The sequence below is a fragment of the Streptomyces sp. YIM 130001 genome, assembly GCF_003574445.1.
GTDB lineage: Bacteria > Actinomycetota > Actinomycetes > Streptomycetales > Streptomycetaceae > Streptomyces.
In genome coordinates this window covers 265787-282997 of sequence record NZ_KZ984555.1, presented here as the reverse complement: position 1 = coordinate 282997, position 17211 = coordinate 265787, and the positions used below count along the sequence as shown (strand labels likewise).

Here is a 17211-nt window from a genome sequence, read left to right as displayed (position 1 = left end):
CAGCCTCCGGCCGGTGGCACCCCTACTCGCCGCACCGCCCGAAAGCCCGAGTACGTCCAGTACCCCGAGTACGTCCAGTACGAGGACTTCCGGCCGACGCACCGAGAGCACGCACCGGACACCGCGGCACCGCGCACGACTCTCCGGACGGCACACCTAACCGAGCGCGGCGGCGACTTCGTCGAGACGCGCACCGCGGGACGCCTTGACCAGCACCACGTCTCCGGCGGCGAGACGGTCGCGCAGCCAGGCGACCGCCGCGTCTCGGTCGGCGAGGACGACCGCTCGCTCGCCGGCGCCGTCCGCGACCGGCCGGGCCCCTTCGCCCACGGCGGCCACCACGTCGGCTCGCGCGGCGGCGTACGCCCCGACCGCGCGGTGCTCGGCCGCGCTGTCGGGGCCGAGTTCGAGCATCTCGCCGAGCACGGCGATGCGGCGCCCGCCCTCGACGGCCGCCAGTGCGTTCAGGGCGGCGCGGGTCGAGTCGGGGTTGGCGTTGTAGGAGTCGTCGAGCAGCGTCGCCCCGCAGGCGAGGCGGCGCCGCTCCATCCGCCACCGCGACAGCGAGGCGGTGGCCAGCCCGGCAGCGGCCAGGTCGAGCGGAAGTCCGGCCGCAAGTGCCGCCGCCGCGGCGGCCGAAGCGTTGAGCGCCTGGTGGGCGCCGACGAGCGGCAGCGTGACACGGGCCGAGGCGACGGCGGTCCGTAGCGTGCAGGACGGCCGCCCGAGCCGGTCGAGGTCCAGGTCGCGTGCCCGTACGTCGGCGTGCGTGGCCCGGCCGAAGGTGCGGACCGGGCCGTCGGTGAGCGCGCGCATCGCGGCGACCGCGGGATCGTCGGCGTTCAGGACGGCGGTGCCACCGGGCGCGAGACCTTGCACCAGCTCGCCCTTGGTCCTGGCGATGGCGGCGCGCGACCCGAACTCGCCGAGATGGGCCACACCGGCGTTGAGGACGACGGCGATGTCGGGCGCGACCAGGCCGGTCAGCGCGGCGATGTCGCCGACATGGCGGGCCCCCATCTCCAGGACGAGGAACCGGGTGCCCGCCCGGGCGCGGAGCATGGTGAGCGGCACGCCGAGCTCGTTGTTGAGCGAGCCGGCCGTGGCCACCGTCGGCCCGGCACCCGAAAGCACGGCCGCCAGCAGGTCCTTGGTGCCGGTCTTGCCCTGCGAGCCGGTCACTGCGACGACGGTCAGCCCGTCGCGCAGCCGGGCCACGACATGGGCGGCGAGGGTCTGCAGCGCCGTACGGACCTCCTCGACGACGACGGTGGGCAGTGGCGTGGGCCGGGAGCCGAGCACGGCCACCGCACCGGCTCGTCCCGCCTGCTGCGCGTAGTCGTGGCCGTCGGTGTACTCACCGGCGAAGGCGACGAACAGGCCGCCCGGCTCGGCCTGCCGACCGTCGAGCACGGCCGGCGCGGTCACGGCCACCGAGCTGTCACCCACGGCCCTGCCGCCCACGATCTCGGCGATCTCGCCGAGGCCGATCGGAATCACGCCGGTTCCCCGGACTTCATGCCTGGAGTTCGGTACGTCATGCCTCCAGTCAAGGCGGCAGGACGTATCGCGGGCATATCGAAAACCACATACGCCCCGGCAACAACTCACTGCCTTGACTCGGGGCATGACCCACACCGAAACGACCCGCATCACCGTGTACGGATGCGGCCCGGACGAATCCGTTCTGTTCCGCGAACTCGCGCCCGGACTCGGCGTGCGGCCGGCCGTCACCGACGCCCCCGTATCCGAGGCCAATGCCGAACTGGCCGCCGGCAGCCGGTGCATCAGCGTCGGCCACAAGTCGCCCGTCACCCGTGCCACGCTGCGTGCGCTCCGCCGAGCCGGCGTGGGCTACATCTCCACACGCAGCATCGGCTGCAACCACATCGACGTGGAATACGCCGACAGCATCGGCATCCTCGTCGAGAACGTCTCCTACTCGCCGGACAGCGTGGCCGACTACACGCTGATGCTCATGCTGATGGCGGTCCGGGACGCGAAATCCATCGTCCGCCGCACCGATACGCACGATTACCGACTCAGTGAAGTGCGCGGAAAGGAACTGCGCGACCTGACGGTCGGAGTGATCGGGACGGGCCGTATCGGAACAGCGGTCATCGGCCGGCTGCGGGGATTCGGCTGCCGCATCCTCGCCCACGACAGCCGCCCCGCGGACCGCTCCGACACCGGTGTCGAGCGCATTCCGCTCGATGAACTGCTGTGCCGGAGCGACCTGGTCACACTCCATGCGCCGCTCACCGAGACCACGCACCATCTGCTGAATCGGCAGCGCCTCGCACGGATGAAGCGAGGCGCGCTGATCGTCAACACCGGACGTGGTGCGCTCATCGAAACCGAGGCGCTGGTGCAGGAACTGGAAAGCGGCAGGCTGAGCGGCGCGGCCCTGGACGTGGTCGAGGGCGAGGAAGGAATCTTCTACGCCGACTGCCGGGACGAACCCCCGGAAAGCAAGGCGCTGTTGCGACTGCAGGAGCTGCCGAACGCGCTCATCAGTCCGCACACCGCCTACTACACGGATCACGCACTGCGCGACGCCGTGGAGAACTCCCTCACCAATTGCCTGACGTTCGAAAGCAGGAGTCACCATGGCTAGGCTCAAGGTCGGCATCGTCTTCGGGGGCCGTTCCGAAGAACACCCCGTATCCGTCAAGTCCGCACGTGAGGTGGCCCGGAACCTCGATACGGAGAAGTACGAAGCCTTCTACGTCGGAATCACCGAGAGCGGATCCTGGAAGCTCTGCGAGGGGCCCGACGAGGAGTGGGAGAGCGGCGACTGCCGACCCGTCGTCCTCTCACCGGACAGCGACGTGCACGGACTGCTCACTCTGGAGCAGGGCAGTTACGAAACGATCCGCCTGGACGTCGTCCTGCCCGTGCTGCACGGCACACTCGGTGAGGACGGCGCGATGCAGGGTCTGCTGGAGCTCTCCGGCATTCCCTACGTCGGCTGCGACGTGCAGAGTTCCGCACTGTGCATGGACAAATCCCTCGCCTATGCCGTCGCCGGAAGCGCGGGAATCGCCACGCCGAACTTCTGGACCGTCACGGCCGACGAGACCGTCGATCCCGCCCCGTTCACCTATCCGGTCTTCGTGAAGCCGGCCCGATCCGGATCGTCCTTCGGTGTCACCAAGGTGTCCCGGGAGGACGAGCTGCCGAGCGCGGTGGAAACGGCACGGCGCTACGACGCGAAGGTACTGATCGAAGAGGCCGTCTCCGGCAGCGAGATCGGCTGCGCCATCCTCGGGAAGGGGGCGGATCTCGTCGCGGGCGAGGTGGACCGGATCGCGCTCTCGCACGGGTTCTTCAGGATCCATCAGGAGGACGCCCCCGAGACCGGGTCCGAGAACTCCGTGGCGATCGTTCCCGCAGATATCCCGGAGGAGTCGCGACTCCTCGTGCAGGAGACGGCCAAGGCCGTGTACCGCGCCCTTGGATGCGGCGGCCTTGCACGGGTGGACCTGTTCCTGAAGGAGGACGGAGAAGTGGTGCTCAACGAGGTCAACACCTTCCCCGGAATGACCTCGTACAGCCGCTATCCGCGCATGATGGCGGCCGCGGGGCTGTCGCTTCCCGAAGTGATCGACCGCGCGGTCTCCCTCGCGACGACAGGGAAAATGCGATGAAGACCATGGAGTTGGCCAAGGGCGACTTCGTCTTCGTGGACGAGCTGGCGGCCGGAATCCGCTGGGATGCCAAATACGCCACGTGGGACAACTTCACCGGCAGACCGGTGGACGGATATCTGGCCAATCGCGTCGTCGGGACGAGGGCCCTTTGCGAGGCTCTGGAGCGTGCGCGGGATCAGGCCGCATCGAGGGGATTCGGCCTGCTGCTCTGGGACGGATACCGCCCCCAGCACGCCGTCGACCGCTTTCTTCGCTGGTCGCGGGAGCCGGAGGACGGCCTGACGAAGTCGCGGCACTATCCGAACATCGACAGGGCCGAAATGTTCGAGCAGGGATACGTGGCCGCCAGGTCGGGTCACAGCCGGGGCAGCACCGTCGACCTCACGCTGTACGACCTGGCCACCGGCGAGCTCCTTGCCATGGGCGGCGACCACGACCTCATGGATTCCGTCTCGCATCATGGCGCACCGGGAATCACGCCCGTCGAGGCGCGGAACCGTCAGCGCCTGCGGTCCCTCATGGAGACCTGCGGTTTCCACGCGTACGCGTGCGAGTGGTGGCATTACACGCTCGATGACGAGCCCTATCCGGACACTTATTTCGATTTCCCCATCACTTAGGCCGGGGCTCGCGGTCATGGGGCCGGAGTTCTTTGCTCAAAGGGCGGTGATCGGCCCACGCATGGCCGCATGGCTCCGGGTCAGTCCATATCGCCTGCATATGGAAAATTGCATACGGGCCGGCAACGTCGCTTTGTCTTGACTGATGTCATGACTCGAATCGAACCGAAAATCCGGACACGGCCGGCCCGTACGCCTCTCCTTGTCGGTCTGTCGGCCGCCGTGGCCGTGGTCGCCGTGGCCCTCGCCCACCAGGAGTGGAAGCCCTCGCTCTCCGCGCAGTCCGCGCAGTCCGCGCTCTCCGCGCTCTCCGTGCAGTCCTCGACTTCCGGTCACCGCGGTGAGCTCGACGAGGCCGACGGTGTCGTCCCCGACGGGACCACGGTCTTCGACGACACGGCACCGGCGGTGACCGGGCTCGACGCGAACCTGCTCGAGGCACTCCGTCGAGCGGGGAACGCCGCAGCCGACGACGGAGTCGAGTTCTACGTCAACAGCGGCTGGCGTTCCCCGGATTACCAGGACCAGCTGCTGCGCGAGGCGGTCGCCGAGTACGGGTCCGAACATGAGGCCGCCCGCTGGGTGGCCACCGCGACGACCTCTCCCCACGTGTCGGGCGAGGCGATCGACGTCGGTCGCCGCGCCGCCACGGCGTGGCTGTCCGAGCACGGTGCGGGTTACGGCCTGTGCCAGATCTACCGGAACGAACCCTGGCACTACGAACTGCGCCCCGAGGCCGCCGACCGTGGCTGCCCGCGGATGTACGCCGACCCCACCGAGGACCCGAGGATGAGCAGTGACCGTCAGTGAGTCCGGACCGACGACGATGCAGGTGGACGTGGCGGAGCCCGGGCACGGAGCTCCGGACGACCTCCGCGCATCACCCACCCGAGCCGGCGCGGGCGGGACACGACGCGCGACCGTACGACGCGCGATCGACCTCGGCCTGCGTCCCGGACCCTGGAAGCGCGGCCTCGTGCTCGCGGCGATCGCGCTGCTGCTCGGCCTGTTGCTGCTGCTCCACGGGGAGATCCCGGACACCGGAGGCCTCGGCAGCCTGGTGGAGACCTTCCTGCCGTGGTCCGGCGTCCTCGTCCCGGTCCTGCTCGCCGGCGCGCTGTGGCGCCGCTCCGCCTCCGCGGTCGTCGCACTGCTGCTGCCCGCCGTGGTGTGGCTGACCCTCTTCGGCGGGCTGCTCGGCGACAAGTCAGCGGCGGACGGCGACCTCACGGTCGTCAGCCACAACGTCGGCGCTGACAACGCCGACCCGGCGGGCACCGCACATGACCTGTCCGCCTCGGGCGCGGACGTCCTCGCGCTCGTCGAGGTGCCCGAGCAGGCCCGGAGCACGTACGAGAAGGAACTCGCGGCCACCTACCCGCACCACACCGTGCGGGGCACGGTCGGACTCTGGAGCAAGCGTCCGCTGTCCGGCACCGAACCGGTCGACCTCCAGCAGGACGTCGGACCGCTCGCGGACACCGAGCCGGCCGAGACCGGACTGACGACCGCCCGCGCGCTGCGCACCACCGTGGCCACGGACCGCGGGCCCCTCGCCGTGTATGTGGCGCACCTGGGGTCCGTACGCGTCGATCCCCGGGCGGGCTTCGGGACGGACGGCCGGGACCGGAACGCGAAGGCGCTGAGCAGGGCCGTCGCCGCCGAGCGGAACGAACGGATGGTGCTGCTCGGCGATCTGAACGGCACCACCGACGACCGTGCCCTGGCCGGCCTCACCGCACAGCTGCGCTCGGCCCAGAACGCGGCCGGGGACGGCTTCGGCTTCAGCTGGCCGGCGACGTTCCCCGTGGTGCGGATCGACCAGATCCTGGTCCGCGGCGTGCAGCCCGCGAGTTCGTGGGTACTGCCGGCCACCGGCAGCGACCACCTGCCGGTGGCGGCCGGGATCGACTGGGGGTGAGCGGCCCGGGCGCGGGGGCGCCCCGCGGGGCCGTCCGCCACCGACCTCCCCGTCCGCCACCGACCTCCCCGTACGCTCTCGGCATGCCGTCGCACGTGAGCTTCCCGCACGAGTTCCCCTTCGACCCGGCCCACGGTTACACCGAGGACGACCTGGCGAAGGTCGGCGCCCCGCCGCCGCCCGACGGCTTCGCGGAGTTCTGGCGGAGCAAGTACGAGGCGGCCCGCGCCGTCGCCACCGATCCCGTACTGGGCGAGGTCGAGGAGGAGCGCGACGGCCTGCGCATCCACGGCGTCACCTACACCTCCGTGGACGGCGTGCGGCTCGGTGGCTGGCTGGCACTGCCGACGACCGGGCCCGTCGAGCACGGCTTCGTCGTCTCCCATGGCTACGGCGGCCGTGACACCCCCGGCCCCGACCTGCCGGTGCTGGACCACTCCGCCGCCCTGCTGCCCTGCGTACGCGGCATGGAGACGCGGGGCCTGCAGCCCGGCATACCCTCCGTCGCGAGCGAACACGTCCTGCACGGCATCGAATCCCGCGACACCTATGTCATCGGCGACTGCGTGGCCGACCTCTGGTGCGCCGCCTCGGCCCTCCTGGAGCTGGTCCCGTCCGCGGGCCCTCACCTCGGCCTCTTCGGCGACAGCTTCGGCGGCGGGCTGGGTGCACTCGCCCTGCCCTGGGACGAGCGGTTCGCCGCGGCGCAGTTCACCGTCCCCACCTTCGGCAACCACCCGCTGCGCCTGACCCTGCAGTGCACCGGCAGCGGCGAAGCGGTCCGCGCGTACCACCGCACGCACCCCCAAGTCACCGACGTACTCGCCTACTTCGACGCCGCCACGGCCGCCACCCTGATCGACGTACCGACGATGACGGCCCCCGCCGCCTTCGACCCGTCGGTCCCGCCGCCGGGCCAGTACGCCGTCCACAACGCCCTGCGGGGTGAGCGTGCACTCTTCCCCCTGCGCGCAGGCCACTTCGAGTACGACGGCACCGACCGGGAGAAGGACGCGCTGCGCCGCGCCCGCCGCTCCTTCTTCGCCCGGCACCTGGGCTGACGCCCCAGCCCGGTCACTACAAGTCCCGTACCACGGCCGCCAGTTCGCGTGGCATCGACAGGAACGGCGAGTGCGACGAGTCGAGGCCGGCCACCGATGTCGGATTGTGCGGGAACGCCGCGTCGGCCTCCGCGATGAACCGGTCCTGCACGGCGGGCAGCAGCGCCACGTCGCGGGAACAGGTGATGTACGTACGCGGCACCGACCCCCAGCCGTCCTCGGTGAGGGTCGTGGTGCCGACCGTGATACCGACCGGGGCGTCGGGCGTCAGCAGGCCCACGGCGGCGTGCGCGAGGTCCGGAGCGACGCCACCGTACAGCGCCTCGCGCAACGCCTCCCGGTAGCCGGGATCTTCTGTGGCGAGGTCAAGGCGCAGTGCGCCGGTCACCGCCGGATCGCCCGTGAACAGCGGGCCGATGCGGTTTCCCGCGGCCTCGGGAATTTCGTTGTACGTCGCGGGCAGCACGTCGGACGCCGGCATGAAGGCCGTCAAGTACACGGCGCGCGCGATGAGTCGGGGTGACTCCTGGGCGACCCGGGTGAGGACGAGCCCCGCCGTGCTGTGGGCGACGACCGTGACGGGAGCGCCGCCGCCGACCAGCCGCAGCTGCGCCGTCAGGAGCTCCGCGGCATCGTCGAGACCCACATCCGCCACCGGCGACACCTCCGTGGCGACCGCCTCCGGATCGTACGACCGGCGCGTGAACCACCGGGGCTCGCGGCGCGCGTGCAGCCCGTGTCCGGCCATGTCCACCGCGACGGCCGGGCGGCCCGCGCCCGCCAGATGCGCGACCACCTCACTCCAGCACCAGGAGCCGTGCCAGAGACCGGGCAGGAACAACAGCGGGGAGAGCGGCGCGGTGCGGATCATGGACGTCCTCCAGTCGGCCTTCCGGTACCCGGCCGCCGGCGCGCGCGACCGGCCCTCAGATCCTCCGGCCCCCAGCATGAGCCGTGTCCGGACGCGACGACACCCGTCGGGCGGCCGTAATGGCTTTGCGCCCCTCGCGCCCCTACGGGAGGATCGCGCGCATGCACTCAGCCGTGGCGAACATCGCGATCAACTGTGCCGATGCCTACCGACTGGCCGCATTCTGGAGCCAGGTGACGGGGCGTCCGATCGATCCCGAGGACCGGCCCGGCGACGACGAGATCGATGTGCTGCTGCTTCCCGACGGGCCGATGCTGCACTTCAACGAGGTCCCCGACCCCGAGCGGGGCAAGAACGGCATCCACCTGTGCCTGCGTCCGGACACCACCCGCGAGCAGGAGGTGGAGCGCCTCCTGGGTATCGGAGCCACCCTCGTCGCCGACCGCCGCAAGCCCGGCGGACACGGCTGGGTCGTCCTCGCGGATCCCGAGGGGAACGAGTTCTGCGTTCTGACGTCACCGGACGAGCGCGCGGCCCTGACGGCGCCGTGACACCGGGTCCGCGCGCCCCGGCTCAGCCCAACTGCCGGTAGACCGCGTCGGTGTGCGAGCGCACCGTCTCGTAGACGGCACCGAGACGCTCGTACAGCGCATGGCGTTCGGCGTCGGGCCGGAAGGTCGCGCCGGGGTGAACCATGGCGGACACCGCGGAGGGGAAGTCCGCGTACGCCCCGCACGCGACGGCCGCGCAGATCGCCGCACCCAGTCCGGCGGCACTGTCGGTGCCGGCGCGGCGGGCCGGGACGCCGAACACGTCGGCGAGGATGCCCATCATCAGGTCCGAGTGCGAACCGCCGCCGGATACGACCAACTCGTCGTAGTGACCGCCGAGTTCGTCGGCCATCCGGTGGCCGGCGGCGCCCAGGGTGAGGGCGAGTCCCTCGAGGATCGAGCGGTAGACGTGGTAGCGGCCCTGCCGCCCGTCGAAGCCGAGGATGCTGCCCCTGCGGAAGGGGGCGTCGTCGGGCGCGAGCCAGTCCAGGACGGTCAGGAGACCGTCGCTGCCCGGCGGTACCTTCGCGGCCTCGGCGTTGAGGTGGTCCTCCACCGAGAGACCGGCCGCCCGCGCACCGGCGGCCGCCTCCTCGCCGAGCAGGTCGCGGTACCAGCTGACGGTCCACATGCCGCGCCGTACGCCCTCGCTCTCGTAGAGGTAAGCACCCGGAAGGCAGGCGTAGTTGGTCCAGAACGCGGAGGCGTCCGACACGTACCGGTCACCGACCGCCATGCCCGCCACGTACGTGCCGAGCGACAGCAGCAGCGTGTCCGGTGAGTCGAGGCCGCAGCCCAGGGCCTCGACCGCCTTGTCGTTGGCCGTGGCCACCACCGGCAGACCCTCGGGGATGCCGGTGGCGCGGGCGCAGTCGGCGGTGACCCGACCGAGGACGTCGCCGGGCTGGACGAGATCGAGGAGCATCTCGCGCGGCATGCCCGACTTCTCGAACGCGGTCGGGTCCTGCGACCAGTCGCAGCGGAGCGGGTCGAGGGGCCAGATACCCGCGTAGTTGGCCGCGGTGTCGCGGAACTGCCCGGTCATACGGTGCGTGAGATAGCCGGACGAGGTCGTCACATAGGCCGCCGCCGGGTCGACCGCCTCGTACGGCCGGCCCACTCGCTCGTCCATCCAGCTCATCACCGGCTGGGCCAGGGTGCCGTCGTCGCGCAGCACCGCCCGGCAGAAGCGGATCGTGCACAGGCCGACCCCGGCGATGTCGGCGGGGTCGCCGGGGAAGGCGTCCATCGCCTGCCGGGCGGCCGCGGTGATCGACTCCCACAGGTCGTCGCCCGGGTGCTCGACCACTCCGGGACGCGGAGTGTCGTACGGGCGCAGCGCCTGCCGGCCCTCGCTGACGGTGCGGCCGTGGGTGTCGAAGACGGTCACCTTGGACGACTGCGAGCCGTTGTCGATGCCGATGAAGTAGCGAGTCATGCCCACTCCGGGTGCGTGGCGGTGGCGATGTGCGCGGGGACGGGGGTGCGGGCGGGCGCGGGTACTGCGCGCCCGCCCGCGGGCGGTGCCGGTCAGGCGTTCTCGACCGGGAAGATCGTGCCCTGGTTCATGATGCCGTTCGGGTCGAAGGTCGACTTCAGCGCGGCGAGCAGCGGGTACGCGCTGCCGTGCTCCTCCTTGGTCCAGGCGGCGCGGTACTTGCCGATGCCGTGGTGGTGGACCATCGAACCGCCGACCCTGAGCGCCTCCTCGACGATGATCGCGTTCAGCGGCTTGTGGTACTTCTCGATCTCCTCGCGGGGCTCGCAGTTGATCGTGTAGTCGTAGACGAAGTACAGGTTCGTGCCCGTCTGGTAGCTGTGCGAGGAGTGGGCGCCGAGCATCGTCAGATCGTCCGCGGCGGGGAACTCCGTGCGCACCCGGTGGAGTACGGACTCGTACAGCTCGACGACCTCGGACCAGTCGCAGGAGACCTCGGTGGTGTAACCCAGCTCGGCCTTCTCCAGCATGACGCGCTTCTCGGCCTCGATCTTGTCTGCGCCCCAGTTGAGCTGGTCGAACCAGTCCTCGACCAGCTTCGCGTCGACCGCGGTGTGCGCGTGCTGCGAGGTGACGCGCTCGATCTCCTCGCTGGTGGCGCGGACGATGCCCTCGGGGCCCTCGACGACGAAGATCACGACGCACTTGCCGTCGTAGAAGTGCGAGAAGTGCTGCCGCGCGTCCTCGGGGGAGTAGAGGCGGACCACCGACGGGTGGAAGCCGTCGGTGACGACCTCGCGGATGATCGCGGTGCCGGTGGCCATGTCGTCGACGAGGATGCCGTGGAACTCGTTGTTCTCCGGCTGGTACTTGAAGATCTTGACGGTCACTTCGGTGACGTAGCAGAGCGCGCCCTCGTTGCCGATGACGAGGTGACGGATGTCGGGTCCGGTGGAGCGGCGCGGGACGTTCTTGATCCGGCTGACGGAACCGTCGGGGAAGACGGCCTCCAGGCCCACCACCATGTCCTCGATGGCCCCGTAGAGAGTGGAGAACTGTCCGATGGACCGGGTGGCGACCAGGCCGCCGTACTGGGCGAGCGGCTTGGACTGCGGCGAGTGTCCGGTGGTGTAGCCCTGGGCGCGCAGGGTGTCCTCGAGGGTCTGCAGTTGTACGCCGCAGCCGACCGTGGCCTGCATGTTCTCGGTGTCGATGGAGACGATGGTGTCCAGGCCCGAGCCGTCGAGCACGATCGTGTTCTCGACGGACGTCTCGAGTCCGCCCTCGGTGCTGGTGCGGCCGGTGCGGGCCACCACGTTGATGCGGTGGTCGTTGGCGTAGGCGAGGACCTTGGAGACGGTGTCGGTGTCGGTGGCGTTGACGATGGCCGCGGGGAACGGGCCGTCGTAGATGCCGTGCACCGCCGTGTACTTCTTGAACCGGTCGACGCTCGCCTCACGCAGTTCGTCGGCGTCGGTGACGATCTGCTCGGCGCCGACCAGCTCCTGGAGCGCCGTGACGATCTCTTCGCTGCTCGGTGCTGCCTGGGACTTGACCATGGGACTGTTCACCTTCGTGTTCTGTGCGGGGGTGCGGTTCGGGCGCGAGGGGCCCTGTGATGCGGCGCGGTGGGCTTCAGCGCACCAGGTAGCCGCCGTCGACGCTGAGGACATGGCCGTTGACGTAGTCGGAGGCGCGGCTGGCGAGGAAGACGGTGGCGCCCATCAGGTCGGCGACGTCACCCCAGCGGCCGGCCGGGATGTGGTCGCGCACCTGGCGGTCGGCCGCCGGGTCCGCCCGCGTGGCCTCGGTGAGCTTGGTGGCGAAGTAGCCCGGGGCGATGGCGTTGACCTGGATGTTGTACTGCGCGAGCTCGTCGCAGTAGGCCTTGGTGAAACCGACGATGCCGTGCTTGGACGCCGCGTAGGCGGGAGACATCCGGCCGCCGAGGAACGAGAAGAGCGAGGCGATGTTGATGATCTTCCCGGAGCGCTGCTCGATCATGAACTTCGCTGCCTCGTGGCCCAGTTCGAACGGCGCCGTGAGGTTCACGCCGATCATCGGGTCCCACTGCTCACGGTCGAACTCGGTGACCTCGCCCAGCTTGTTGATGCCCGCGGAGTTCACCACGATGTCGACGGAGCCGAAGGCGTCCACACAGCCCTCGACGACCTGCTTCGGTACGCCGGGACGGGTGAGGTCGGCGGCCAGGAACTCCATGCGGCGTCCCGCGGCCTCGATCTGCTTGCGGGTCCCGCCGTCGTCCTCGACGAGCGCGGGGACGAACACGTTGGCGCCCGCCTTGGCCAGGGCGATCGAGAACGCCTGGCCGAGGCCGGTGTTCCCGCCGGTGACGATGGCGTTGCGGCCCTCGAGCGAGAAGAGGTCGAGAGAGAAGTCGTGGATGTCCATGGTGCTCACCTGCTTGTCGTGGAAGTGCTGGGTGACCGTGCGGTCGTGGTGGGCGGGTGCGGGGTACGGCCCGGTGGGTGGCCGCGTCCACCGCGAGGTTCGTCGGCGTACGGCGGCGGGGGCGTGCCGTCGCCGGGTGTCGGGTGACTCAGGAGCTTTCCACCGGTGCGGGGTCCGAGGCGGGTTCCGCCGCGGCCGCGTCGGCCAGGTCCCGCCTGCGCGACCTGAGGGTCAGGGTGGTCATCACCAGACCGAGCAGGGCCGTGACGAGGAGGAAGGCGAACAGCGCCGAGTAGCCGCCGCCGCGCTCCGGCACAGCGGGGCTGGCGTCCGGATCGCCGATCCACCACGCGGCCAGCGTCGGCAGGAAGGCGTCCGGCAGGTACGCGAGTCCGGAGGCCAGGCCGATCACACCGCCGCGCTGGCTCTCCGGCACACCGACCTCACCGATGGTCGCCCAGTACACCCCACGGCTGGCGAAGACCATGAAGCACAGGACGAACATCAGGACCAACGCCACCCAGGCCAGGGCGGGTTGACGCGGAAGGACCAGGAAGAGGAGGGCGATCATCGCGCTGCCGGCGAACATCCAGCGCAGGAAGCGGGGCGAGGACCGGGTGACCTTGTCGACGACCACGCCGCCGATCGGACCGGCGACGAACTGGAAGACGTAGGTGCGGACCACGCCGATCACGGCGATCATGGCCGCGGCCACGCCGTACTGGTGCTCGAGCAGCGGCGAGAAGTAGCCGAGGGTGGTGTAGAAGCAGTACATCAGCATCGCGGTCAGGCCGATCAGCCATGTGTACTTGTTCTTCGCCGCGGCGAGCAGCTGCCGCAGGGTGACCGAGCTGCTGCCGAGACGGGCCAGCTGCTCCCGGTTCTCCTTGACGAACACGCCGATCGATACGGCGAGCAGGAAGCACAGCAGGCCGTAGACCCGGATCAGCCACAGCACTCCCGCCGATTCGGCGACCGCGACGGACACGACCACCGTGCCGGCGAAGCCCACCACCGTGGACACGATCCCGCGCACACCCTCCAGGAACCCGAAGAGCCGGCCCTGCTCGGAGGAGTCCCCGAGCATCCCGATCGCCTTCACCAGAGCGGGCCAGTACAGCCCCATCCCGAGTACGGCGGTCAGTACGTGTGCGGCGAGCGTGCCCAGGTAACCGGGCGCGAGGGAGAGGTACAGGTCGAGTACGCCGACACCGGCCAGGGCGATGACGATCAGCCGCTTCGGCGGATAGCGGTCCGCGAACCAGCCGCCGAAGAAATACATCACCATCGCCACGATGCCGAACACGGAGACGATGTTTCCGTAGTCCTGCGACGTGAGTTCAAGTGCCCGTGCGGTGGGGCCCAGGTAGACGAAGCGAATATAGGCGACCTGGAAAATCACGCCGCCGGTCATCGAGAGCAAGAAGAAGCTGACCCACTTCTGCTTCCCTCCGGGCGCCGTCATCGCGCGGCTCGATAGGCGCCGAACGCCCTGGGACACGTCACAGTGACCACCCCTTCGTGGAAAAGGACACAAAAAAAGAACAGCAATCTCCCTGTGCAGGAAGGTTGCTGTTCTCTCGGCTCTAGCAACTGCTCCGGTCAAGAACCGGAACAACATCTGAAGTTTTCGGGCGGTTCACCGCCGTCTGCCGAGCACGTTAGAACCGTGCTCCCCGGCCTGTCAATGGAGACCCGTGTCACATCCGCCAGACGTCCTGGTTGGACGAGGCGATGGCCGTAGCACCCGCCTGAAGTGCGGCGATCACGTCTTCCTTGTCGCACACGAGCCCGCCGGCGATGACCGGGGCGTCGATGTCGGCGACGACCCAGCCGATCACCCGGGGCATGCAGCCCGGCAGGATCTCGATGGCGTCCGCCTTCGAGATGCTCAGCTGCCGGGCGAGGTTGCGGTACGAGAACGAGTCGATCAGGAAGAACCGGTGCACGGCGAAAAGCCCCTGCTCCCGGGCCGCTCGCACCATGAATGCCTTCGAACTGAGAATTCCGTCCGCGGCGGTGTTCTCGCGGATGAAGGAAACGACGATCTCCTTGCCCGCAAGGCCTTCCAGAAGGTCGACGTTCACGAGTACGGTGCGTCCGGCGTCCTTGAGTCTGCGCACCGTCGACGAAATGTCGAGCACGGATCCGTACAGCAGGAACACGACCGGGCAGTCGGTGCGCAGTACGGCCTCGAGCCCCTCCTCGTCCTTCACGCTGGCGACGACGGGGTTCTCCTCCAGGAGGTCCAGCAGAGAGCGGCTCACGGTGGTCTCCGGAAGTGACGGGGGCGGGTGCTCCATGGGCGGGGTGCTCCACGGTACGACTCCGTCGCGACTGACGGGGGTCGCCCCCGGCTCCACCGTCCGGCCCTGTCCCGCCGAGTGCCTCCATGGCTGCCTTCTCCCAGCGATCTACCAGGTCACCGGCCCGCTTCCCCGGTAAATGACGAGCCGTCACATCACCACCCCAGGATGGGGATTGACACCTCGCTCCGCAGGACTCCACACTCGATTTCGCCACCCGGAACCTGTTCCGTATCTGGAACCGCCGGATCGGCCTTCTCCTCCATTCCTTTCCCCGGCCCGAGGGCCGTGTCGTAACGGAGCCGCCCCATGGAGATCACCGCAGCCGTGCTCAGCGCACTGAACGCGCCGCACGACTTCCGTCGTCTCACCCTCGATCCGCCCCGGCGCGACGAGGTACTGGTCAAGATCGCTGCCACCGGTGTCTGCGCCAGCGACGCACACACCCGCAGCGGACGTATCCCCTCGCCGATGCCCTGCGTGCTCGGCCACGAGGGCGCGGGCGTGGTCGTCGACACGGGCGAGGGCGTCACCCACGTCGTCCCCGGCGACCATGTCGCCCTCTCCTGGATGCCCAACTGCGGGACGTGCCGCTACTGCACGGCCGGGCGACCGGTGCTGTGCTCCGCGAGCGCACCCGCGCTCCTCGCGGGGACGCTGATGGACGGGACCGTCCGGATGCACGACGGCGACCAGGACATCCACCACTACTCGTTCCTGTCGACCTTCGCCGACCACACCGTCGTACCGGCGGCCAGTGCGGTGAAGATCCCCGACTCCGTCCCGCTGGACGTGGCCGCGCTGGCCGGCTGCGGCGTGCTCACCGGCTACGGCGCCGTGGTCAACCGCGCGAAGGTCGCGCCGGGCGACACCGTCGTCATCTACGGAGCCGGTGGCGTGGGGCTCAGTGCCGTCATGGGCGCGCAGTTGGCGGGCGCGGACCAGATCATCGTGGTCGACCCGCAGGAGGACAAGCGCGCCGGAGCCGAGATCTTCGGAGCGACCCGCATGCTCGCCCCCTCCGACGACGTGGTGGCCACCGTGCGCAGGCTCACCGGTGGCGCGGGCGCCGACGTCGCGATCGACGCGGTCGGCGCGAACGGCCTCCTCGAGCAGGCCTTCGACGCGACCACCCCGGGCGGCACCGTGGTGTGCGTGGGCGTGCCGGCGGCCGACTCCTACGCGCAGGTGCCGGGCGCCCGGTTCGTACGCGAGGAGAAGTTCCTGACCGGCAGCCTCTACGGATCCAGCCGTCCGGGACAGGACATCCCCAAGCTGCTGTCCCTCTTCGCGAGCGGACGGCTGCCGATCGACAAGCTCGTCTCGCAGACGTACCGCTTCGACGAACTCGACACCGCCTTCGACGACCTCGCGGCGGGCAGCAACCGGCGCGGCGTCGTCATCGTCGACCCGGACCTCGTGAACTGACCCGGATGGTCGGGGAGGTGCCGATCTGCCGATGAGGGTCATCGAAAACGGAACGGAGGGTAGGGGGCCGATCATGAGTGAGCGAGCATCGTCCCCCGCCTACCGTGTCCCGGCCGTCGTGCAGGCCTTCGACCTGCTCGACACGCTGGCCGAGCACCGCAGGGGACTCCGGCTGAGTGACCTGGTGGAACGCCTGGGCCTGTCGAAGAGCACCACGCACCGACTGCTGCGCACGCTGCAGGACCTGGGCGCGGTGACCAAGGACGGCAACGACGGCCGCTACGTGCTCGGCAGCAGGCTCGCGCTCTACGCGCAGGCGTCCGGGCACCCGCACACCGGTCTCATCGCCCCCTTCTACTCGGTGGCGGAACGCATCAGGGACCGGCACGACGAGACGATCCAGCTCGCGGTGCTCTCCGGCGCCGAGGTCACCTTCGTCGCCTACGTCGAAACCACCCAGGCCGTTCGGCTGTTCACCCGGGTCGGCCGTCGGCTGCCGGCCCACGCGTCGGCCAGCGGCAAGGCCATCCTCGCCTTCCGGGACGAGGCGGCCCTCACCCCGGTGCTCGACGCGGGACTGGCCGAACTCACCGACCGGACCATCACCGACGAGAAGCGGCTGCGCGCGGAACTGAGCACCATCCGCACCCGCGGCTGGGGATCCGAGGTCGAGGAGTCGGCGCGGCACCTGTCCTGCTTCTCCGTGCCGGTGCTCGACCGGGCGGGGTCCGCGGTCGCCGCGGTCACCGCCTGCGTACCGACGGCCGAGGTTCCGGGCGAGCACGCCGAACAGCTGGTCGGTGACCTGCGGTCGGGCGCCGAAGAGCTCGGCCGGTACCTCTGACCGGTACGCCTGGCCGTACCTGCACGACCGAACACTGACGGCGCCGGCGACGGCACCGCCCGGTGGCCCTTCGGGCTGCCTCGAACACGATGAAAGATGTCGGAAG

The 17211-nt window shown here is 69.9% G+C and carries 16 protein-coding genes; 9 read left to right on the top strand and 7 right to left on the bottom strand.

Going from position 1 to position 17211, the window contains the following annotated elements; translation table 11 throughout:
* Positions 1–156 precede the first annotated feature (156 nt).
* The gene (gene murF / locus DSC45_RS16815; RefSeq protein ID WP_119291662.1) at positions 157–1500 is read right to left on the bottom strand and encodes a UDP-N-acetylmuramoyl-tripeptide--D-alanyl-D-alanine ligase; all 1344 of its coding nucleotides are present in this window, start codon (positions 1498–1500) and stop codon (positions 157–159) included.
* Between the two features lie 127 nt (positions 1501–1627).
* On the opposite strand from murF, the gene DSC45_RS16810 reads away from it, so the two are divergent.
* From DSC45_RS16810 to DSC45_RS16785, 6 genes are all read left to right on the top strand, one after another.
* A complete protein-coding gene (locus DSC45_RS16810) occupies positions 1628–2617 on the top strand; it encodes a D-isomer specific 2-hydroxyacid dehydrogenase family protein (protein ID WP_119291660.1) in 990 nt (329 codons plus the stop codon).
* Positions 2610–3650 (top strand): D-alanine--(R)-lactate ligase VanA-Sc, encoded by a 1041-nt coding sequence (vanA-Sc, locus tag DSC45_RS16805; protein ID WP_119291659.1) that lies wholly within the window; start codon positions 2610–2612, stop codon positions 3648–3650. The genes DSC45_RS16810 and vanA-Sc overlap by 8 nt, the downstream gene beginning before the upstream one ends.
* A 5-nt stretch (positions 3651–3655) precedes the next feature.
* Positions 3656–4273, top strand: a complete 618-nt coding sequence (gene vanX / locus DSC45_RS16800) for a D-Ala-D-Ala dipeptidase VanX (protein WP_119291875.1) — start codon at positions 3656–3658, stop codon at positions 4271–4273.
* A 150-nt stretch (positions 4274–4423) separates the two neighbouring features.
* Positions 4424–5083 (top strand): M15 family metallopeptidase, encoded by a 660-nt coding sequence (locus DSC45_RS16795; protein WP_119291657.1) that lies wholly within the window; start codon positions 4424–4426, stop codon positions 5081–5083.
* Positions 5070–6194 carry an endonuclease/exonuclease/phosphatase family protein gene (locus tag DSC45_RS16790; RefSeq protein WP_240434671.1) on the top strand — a complete coding sequence of 375 codons (1125 nt, stop codon included), beginning with the start codon at positions 5070–5072 and terminating at the stop codon, positions 6192–6194. Before DSC45_RS16795 ends, DSC45_RS16790 begins: the two co-directional genes overlap by 14 nt.
* 83 nt (positions 6195–6277) lie before the next feature.
* Complete coding sequence (locus DSC45_RS16785; protein ID WP_119291655.1) at positions 6278–7255, top strand: acetylxylan esterase; 978 nt, start codon at positions 6278–6280, stop codon at positions 7253–7255.
* 16 nt (positions 7256–7271) lie between these two features.
* On the opposite strand, the gene DSC45_RS16780 is transcribed toward DSC45_RS16785, so the two are convergent.
* A complete protein-coding gene (locus tag DSC45_RS16780; RefSeq protein WP_119291653.1) occupies positions 7272–8126 on the bottom strand; it encodes an alpha/beta fold hydrolase in 855 nt (284 codons plus the stop codon).
* A 161-nt stretch (positions 8127–8287) separates the two neighbouring features.
* Between DSC45_RS16780 and DSC45_RS16775 the strand changes: the two genes are divergently transcribed.
* Positions 8288–8677, top strand: a complete 390-nt coding sequence (locus DSC45_RS16775; RefSeq protein ID WP_119291651.1) for a VOC family protein — start codon at positions 8288–8290, stop codon at positions 8675–8677.
* Between the two features lie 22 nt (positions 8678–8699).
* Here the strand turns inward: DSC45_RS16775 and DSC45_RS16770 are convergent, their stop codons facing one another.
* The 5 genes from DSC45_RS16770 to DSC45_RS16750 all read right to left on the bottom strand — a co-directional run bounded on the left by DSC45_RS16770 (position 8700) and on the right by DSC45_RS16750 (position 14794).
* Entirely contained in the window at positions 8700–10115 is a 1416-nt protein-coding gene (locus tag DSC45_RS16770; protein WP_119291649.1) for an FGGY-family carbohydrate kinase, read from the bottom strand.
* A gap of 92 nt (positions 10116–10207) precedes the next feature.
* Positions 10208–11674 carry an FAD-binding oxidoreductase gene (locus DSC45_RS16765; RefSeq protein WP_119291648.1) on the bottom strand — a complete coding sequence of 489 codons (1467 nt, stop codon included), beginning with the start codon at positions 11672–11674 and terminating at the stop codon, positions 10208–10210.
* 76 nt (positions 11675–11750) lie between these two features.
* Entirely contained in the window at positions 11751–12527 is a 777-nt protein-coding gene (locus tag DSC45_RS16760) for an SDR family NAD(P)-dependent oxidoreductase (protein ID WP_119291646.1), read from the bottom strand.
* A 148-nt stretch (positions 12528–12675) separates the two neighbouring features.
* Complete coding sequence (locus DSC45_RS16755; protein WP_162929248.1) at positions 12676–13992, bottom strand: MFS transporter; 1317 nt, start codon at positions 13990–13992, stop codon at positions 12676–12678.
* A gap of 235 nt (positions 13993–14227) precedes the next feature.
* Positions 14228–14794, bottom strand: coding sequence for a glycerol-3-phosphate responsive antiterminator (locus DSC45_RS16750; protein ID WP_119291870.1), 567 nt, complete (start codon positions 14792–14794; stop codon positions 14228–14230).
* Positions 14795–15142: 348 nt separating this feature from the next.
* On the opposite strand from DSC45_RS16750, the gene DSC45_RS16745 reads away from it, so the two are divergent.
* Both DSC45_RS16745 and DSC45_RS16740 read left to right on the top strand, forming a co-directional pair.
* Positions 15143–16261: a zinc-binding dehydrogenase gene (locus tag DSC45_RS16745; RefSeq protein ID WP_119291642.1), complete on the top strand. Its 1119-nt coding sequence runs from the start codon at positions 15143–15145 to the stop codon at positions 16259–16261.
* A gap of 73 nt (positions 16262–16334) precedes the next feature.
* Complete coding sequence (locus DSC45_RS16740) at positions 16335–17105, top strand: IclR family transcriptional regulator (RefSeq protein WP_162929247.1); 771 nt, start codon at positions 16335–16337, stop codon at positions 17103–17105.
* Positions 17106–17211: the final 106 nt, after the last annotated feature.